2 protein-coding genes are annotated in these 3,114 nt (G+C 58.7%); one reads left to right on the top strand and one right to left on the bottom strand.

The genetic code is table 11. The features are described 5' to 3' along the window. Nucleotides 1-24: 24 nt before the first annotated feature. Entirely contained in the window at nucleotides 25-582 is a 558-nt protein-coding gene (locus ACLPJJ_RS13305) for a DUF968 domain-containing protein (RefSeq protein WP_443591477.1), read from the top strand. On the opposite strand, the gene ACLPJJ_RS13300 is transcribed toward ACLPJJ_RS13305, so the two are convergent. Continuing rightward, nucleotides 519-2,747 carry an O-linked N-acetylglucosamine transferase, SPINDLY family protein gene (locus ACLPJJ_RS13300; RefSeq protein WP_443591476.1) on the bottom strand — a complete coding sequence of 743 codons (2,229 nt, stop codon included), beginning with the start codon at nucleotides 2,745-2,747 and terminating at the stop codon, nucleotides 519-521. The two genes, ACLPJJ_RS13305 and ACLPJJ_RS13300, sit on opposite strands and share 64 nt — an antisense overlap. Nucleotides 2,748-3,114 lie beyond the last annotated feature (367 nt).

Genomic DNA, 3,114 nt, shown 5'->3' with positions numbered 1-3,114 from the left:
CGTGACAGAAACCACGTCGAGTTCGTGGCCAAACAGCCGTGTCTGATTTGTGGCCGCAGCCCTACCGATGCCCATCATCTGCGGTTCACGCAGCACCGCGCGCTCGGGCGAAAAGTGAGCGATGAGTTCACCGTGCCGCTGTGCCGGGGCCACCACCGCGAGGTCCGTCGCAGTGGCAATGAAGCCGCGTGGTGGAAAAAAGCCCGTATCGATCCGACCGGCACTGCTCGCGCGCTGTGGCTGCGCACCCATCCGCTGCCGACACCTCCGGACAAAACTGGGCACCGAAGGCGCGACCCCGATCGCGCTGGAGCCGCACCATGCTTATCGCCGCCGGACCGCGCCTTTATGACGCGCTCGCCGCAAAGAAAAAAGGATTTATACCAAAACCGACTTCCGTCGGAATCGGCGGCCGCTTTGTGTCGGAATCAGTGGCCGTTTTGCGTCGGATTACGCACCCTTGCCGCCTTTGGTCGTCTTCTGCCCCTGCCTGCTCCGCCTGCTCCCGCAGACACTTTTCAAGTTCCTGGGTGGCCCCCATCAGCGCTTGCAGCGCTTGTGTTGCCTGATTGGCCGGGATGAGCACCCAAGTCAATTGGTTCGACGCTGAAGCTCTTCGGTACTTCACCGCGCTGCCAAGTCTCCCACATCGTCGTGTAGGCAGCTTCGATGTGGCGGGCGAAGCGTTCGGTATTGAACAATGGACAGGCATCGCGGTTACGCACCAGCTTGGCCTTGATCTCGGCTAACAGTGCCGGATCACGCGCCAGCTTCAATGCCAGCGTTTGGTAGTCCTCACGGTTGGAGGTGATCAGCTCAGGGATACCGACCGCATGTAACAGACTCGTCGCTACCCGCCCCGCAAATGCCTCTCCCTTGCAGGTTAAAACGGGCAAACCCGCCCATAATGCGTCGCTTGCGGTCGTATGGGCACTATAGGGCAGTGTATCCAGGAACAGATCCGCTAGACGATGACGTGCCAGGTGCTCAGCGGGCGGAAGCCGTCCAGCAAACACCAGTCGCGATAGATCAATCCCACGTCGCTGCGTCTCCTTGCGCAGACTCCGCTCGGCCCCCTCATTGTCCCCAAATAGCCACAGCACGCTGCCCTCCACCTGATGCAACAGCCGCATCCATATGTCGAATATCTCAGGCGTGATCTTCCAGTTGTTGTTGAAGCAGCAGAACACGAAAGCATGTTCTGGCAGTCCCATCTGCTGCCGCACCGGCGTGCGCTCGGCGATCTTACGCTTTGTATCATTCACCTGATAGCAATCAGGTAGATAAACAACCTTCTCAGTATAATAGGGTTGGTGTTCGACAGGCAGGACCATCGCGTCGGCGATAATGTAGTCGATGAAGTCTGCGCCCATCGTGGCGGGAAAACCCAGATAGTTTACTCGGATCGGCACGGGGCGATGAGCGAGGATGCCGGGACGACTATCCTGTGTATAGCCGGCTAAATCTACCGCGATATCAACTTGACGATCGTTGAGAAGCCTGGCGACTTCCTTGTCGCTGTTTCCGCGAACATCGTGAAACTCATCAAATGCCGCGATGAGCCGCTTTCTCATCTCGCTGCGGTCATCAACACCGAATGAAACGCCGATGATTTCAAATCGAGACCGATCGTGCAGCTCTAACAGCTCAGCCGTCAGAAACGCTGTTGCGTGTGAACGAAAATCCGGTGAAAGATAGGCGACCCGCAACTTGTCATGGCGCCAGGTCTGGCCTGACCAAAATGGTGGCAGCGGCGATGGAATCTTATTATCGATAAAGTTCACGGCACATTGCAGCTGCAACGCAGGATCAGCACTGTAACCGAGAAATACGAAGGGAGCAACAATCGACTTCTTGCCGGAGACATGCGCACATAGATCCATAGCAAACCGTGTGCGTCTGTCCCAGTCGCAGAGCCTCATCACACAATGCGCGGCCTCGCTGAACGCATGTGCGTGATCCGCCTTTATGGCCAGCAGGCGGTCGTAGTTCGCCAGCGCGTCGTCGAGCCGCCGCAGCTGCTTCAGAGCATTGCCACGATTGTAGAGCGCGTCGGCGTAATCCGGCCGGAGGGAGAGGGCCCGGTCGTAGCTCGCCAGCGCCTCGTCGAACCGGTACAGCTTCCCGAGGACGTTACCGCGATTGTTGAGCGCGTCGACATAATCCGGCCGCAGGGAGAGGGCGCGGTCGTAGCTCGCCAGCGCCTCGTTGAGTTTGCCCTGCCCATGCAGTGCATTGCCAAGGTTGAAATGGGCCTCAGCTAAGTCTGGTTTGATCCGGATGGCTTGGCTACATGCGGCAACCGCCGCTTCGAGCTTGCCCTGGCCGCGCAGTGTATCGCCAAGGTTGGAATGGGCCTCAGCTAAGTCTGGTTTGATCCGGATGGCCTGGCGATAGGCAGTGACCGCCTCGTCGAGCTTGCCCTGATTGTTGAGCGCTACGCCGAGGCTGCAAAAATAAGCAGCATTCTGCCGGTTCTGTTTTATTGCCTGACTGATCAATTCGACGGCCAAGTCATGCCGTCCGGCCTGATGCGCAATGACCCCGAGCAGGTGCAGAGCATCCGCGTGGTCAGGTTGGGCCGCCAGCACGCGCCGATAACACGCCCCGGCGTCGGCCAAGCGGCCCGCTTGGTGGTGCTTGAGCCCCGCCCCTAAGAGATTGGCGACACCCGGCGGGACGACCACAGTAAGATTGCTTGGTATCTGTCCAAGTTTGCCGGCACGCCGCCGTTGTTTGCGGTTCATGGACGCATGTTTCACTCAGTTGAATCCTATTATGAGTATACCGCCCCGAGGGCATTGCCCAATACTCGGGTCGATGGAGCGCGCTTCATTAGCGAGAATTGTCCCCTGATATCACTTAGATGCTCGACATGGCAATTGGAAGCGGGGTCCGGAGGAATCGACGCCCGCGGGGGGAAAAGGAGACCGGGTACGGATCCGTGACCCGGCTGCACCAAGATCGATACGATTGCTCGAAGGATGGTACGCGCGCACGAGCGAGGCTCGGACCTCGATTTATCGCTCGTCGCCGACCAGCTGTTCTCGCTCATCGCCCTGCCGTCTTATAACCCGCGACAATTCGGCATTACCGGCGGACTCAAGCGTATGA

This window comes from Acidocella sp., from assembly GCF_052326845.1.
In the GTDB taxonomy this organism is placed as follows: Bacteria; Pseudomonadota; Alphaproteobacteria; order Acetobacterales; family Acetobacteraceae; genus Acidocella.
The sequence above is the reverse complement of the archived record's forward strand: the minus strand, read 5'-3'. Positions and strand labels throughout refer to the sequence as shown.

What these genes read in the sequence shown, in the direction of transcription:
- ACLPJJ_RS13300 (WP_443591476.1), bottom strand. Translation starts at nt 2,747, where the DNA reads ATGAACCGCAAACAACGGCGGCGTGCCGGCAAACTTGGACAGATACCA.